The sequence below is a fragment of the Streptomyces sp. TRM64462 genome, from assembly GCF_013362995.1.
In the GTDB taxonomy this organism is placed as follows: Bacteria; Actinomycetota; Actinomycetes; order Streptomycetales; family Streptomycetaceae; genus Streptomyces.
This window is the reverse complement of record NZ_JABWDV010000313.1, coordinates 1-2,990: the sequence shown is the minus strand read 5'-3', so window position 1 is coordinate 2,990 and position 2,990 is coordinate 1. Positions and strand designations below refer to the sequence as shown.

At 72.6% G+C, this 2,990-nt stretch carries 3 protein-coding genes; 1 reads left to right on the top strand and 2 read right to left on the bottom strand.

The genetic code is table 11. The features are described from left to right. Together HTZ82_RS15595 and HTZ82_RS15590 are read right to left on the bottom strand one after the other, a co-directional pair. Nucleotides 1-1,548 (bottom strand): cation-translocating P-type ATPase (locus tag HTZ82_RS15595; protein ID WP_175409988.1); only part of this gene is annotated, 1,548 nt, incomplete at its 3' end. A 134-nt stretch (nucleotides 1,549-1,682) separates the two neighbouring features. Then, a complete protein-coding gene (locus HTZ82_RS15590; RefSeq protein ID WP_175409987.1) occupies nucleotides 1,683-1,970 on the bottom strand; it encodes a heavy-metal-associated domain-containing protein in 288 nt (95 codons plus the stop codon). Nucleotides 1,971-2,154: 184 nt separating this feature from the next. On the opposite strand from HTZ82_RS15590, the gene HTZ82_RS15585 reads away from it, so the two are divergent. Then, nucleotides 2,155-2,990 (top strand): hypothetical protein (locus tag HTZ82_RS15585; RefSeq protein WP_175409986.1); only part of this gene is annotated, 836 nt, incomplete at its 3' end.

The following is a 2,990-nucleotide window of genomic DNA, read 5'->3' as shown; positions in this document are numbered from 1 at the left end:
GTTGGCGAAGTCCTCGGGGGCGGGCAGGGTGCCGACCCTGGCGGCGGCGCCGGCGGCGACGGCCTGGGCGATGGGGTGTTCGGAGGAGTGCTCCAGGGCCCCGGCGAGGCGCAGGACGTCGGTCTCGTCGGTGCCGTCAGCGGTGTGGACCTTGATGAGGGTCATACGGCCGGTGGTGACGGTGCCGGTCTTGTCCAGGACGATCGTGTCGACCCGGCGCGTGGTCTCCAACACCTCCGGGCCCTTGATGAGGATGCCGAGCTGCGCACCGCGTCCCGTGCCGACCATGAGAGCCGTCGGCGTCGCCAGCCCGAGCGCGCACGGGCAGGCGATGATCAGCACGGCGACAGCGGCCGTGAACGCGGCCGTCAGACCGGCACCCGTACCCAGCCAGAAACCGAGCGTGCCGAGCGCGAGGGCGATGACGATCGGCACGAAGACCGCGGAGATCTTGTCGGCCAGGCGCTGTGCGGCGGCCTTGCCGTTCTGGGCGTCCTCGACCAGCTTCGCCATCCGGGCGAGCTGCGTGTCGGCCCCGACCCGGGTCGCCTCGACGACCAGGCGGCCGCCCGCATTGAGCGTCGCGCCGGTCACCGTGTCGCCGGTCCCGACCTCCACGGGCACGGACTCGCCGGTCAGCATGGAGGCGTCCACCGCCGACGAGCCCTCCACCACGACACCGTCCGTCGCGATCTTCTCGCCCGGCCGGACCAGGAACCGGTCACCGACCTGGAGTTCCACGGTCGGTACGGTCACCTCACGGCCGTCCTTCAGGACCGTGACCTCCTTGGCGCCGAGCTGGAGCAGCGCCTTGAGCGCCGCGCCCGCCTTGCGCTTCGAGCGGGCCTCGAAGTAGCGCCCGGCCAGGATGAACGCGGTGACGCCCGCCGCCGCCTCCAGGTAGATGTTCCCCGCGCCGTCGGTGCGGGCGATGGTGAACTCGAAGGGGTGCGTCATGCCCGGCGTACCGGCGGTGCCGAAGAACAGCGCCCACAGCGACCACAGGAACGCGGCCGAGGTGCCGACCGAGATCAGCGTGTCCATGGTGGCGGCACCGTGCTTGGCGTTGGTCCAGGCGGCGCGGTGGAAGGGCCAGGCGGCGTAGACGACGACGGGCGCGGCGAGCGTGAGGCTCAGCCACTGCCAGTACTGGATCTGGAGTGCCGGGATCATCGCCATCGCGATGACCGGCACGGCGAGGGACACGGCGGTGATCAGCCGCTGCTTGAGCGGCCGCAGTGCGGCGTCGGCCCGCTCCTCGTCGGAGGGCCCCTCCGCACCTCCTCCGCCGCCGCCCGGCGTGGGAGTCGGGGTCGCCGGCTCGGGTTCGCGGGCGGTGTAGCCGGTGGCCTCGACGGTGGCGATGAGGTCCGCCACCGGGATGTCGCCGTCGAAGGTGACCTTCGCCTTCTCGGTGGCGTAGTTGACGGTCGCCTCGACGCCGTCCATGCGGTTGAGCTTCTTCTCGATACGGGCCGCGCACGAGGCGCAGGTCATGCCGCCGATGGCGAGCTCGACCTGGGCGGTGCCCGGAGTGGTCGTCGTCATTCAACTGCTCCCATTCTTCTCAGGCGTGGCGGGCCCGCACCTGAACACACTGGTCGGGGCCGGGACCCGGGCCCCGGGGGATGGCCGGCCGGCTGGACCACCGGGCGGCCGGGCTGCCGGGTCCCGGCGGTCGATCAGGCCCGGCCGGTCAGCTCGTAGCCCGCGTCGTCGACCGCCGCGGCGATCGCGGCGTCGTCGGGCTCGCCGCCGGTGGTCACGGTGACCAGACCGCCGGCGACGTCGACGTCCACGGAGAGGACGCCGTCGAGGGCGCTGACGGAGGTGGTGATCGCGGTCTTGCAGTGGCCGCACGTCATACCGGAAACGGCGTAGACGGTGCGGGTGCTTTCGGCGACGGCGGTGGTGGTGGCCTCGCCGGCGCCGGTCTGGCAGCTGCCGTCAGGGGTGCAGCAGGAACCCATGGTGGTGCCCTCCTCGGTCGGACTCTCTCGATACCCTTGGGGGGTATGCGCTCTCCGGTCCATGTATACCCCGTGAGGGTATCTGGCGCAACCATGACCATGGGATTGACTTCATACCCCCCAGGGGTATGGTGACGTGCATGGGAAGTGTCGAAGGACGTCACCCACACACGGGAGAGCAGCCATGAACACCGGAGTGAAGATCACCGCATTCGCCGCCGCGCTCGCCGCGACCTTCGGCGTCGCCTACGGGGTCGGCCAGGGCGTCGGGCCCGTCGCCGCGCCGAAGAAGGCGGAGCACGACACCCACGCGGAGCGGCAGCAGGGCGGTACCGACGGCCACGCGAACCACACGGCGGGCGCCGCGCGCGCGGCCACGGCCGGCGGGCTCCAGGTCTCCGACGGCGGCTACACGCTGGCCCTGGAGACACCGAGGCCCGCGCCGGGCCGGAGCGTCCTGAGGTTCTCGGTCGAGGACGCGAAGGGCGGCAGGGTCACCGCCTTCAAGACCGAGCACGACAAGGAGCTGCACCTGATCGTCGCCTCGCGCGACCTGACCGTCTTCCGCCACCTGCACCCGGTGCGGGCCGCCGACGGCACCTGGTCCACGCCGGTCGACCTGCCGGCGGCCGGCGCGTACAAGGCGTTCGCCGACTTCACGCCGGCCGCGCCGGGCGCCAAGCCCGTCACGCTCGGCGCCGACCTCGCCGTACCGGGGGCGTACGCGCCGAAGCCGATGCCCGCGGCCGCGCCGACGGCCGCCGTGGACGGCTACGAGGTCCGCCTCACCGGGACGCCGGTCCCGGGCCGGGCGACCGGACTCACCCTCACCGTCGCCAAGGACGGCAGGCCGGTCACCGACCTGGAGCCGTACCTGGGCGCCTACGGCCACCTCGTGGCCCTGCGCGACGGTGACCTGGCCTACCTGCACGTGCACCCCGCGCCGGGCGGCCCCGGACCGGGCGTCTCGTTCACGACGACGGCGCCGAGCCCCGGCACGTACCGGCTGTTCCTCGACTT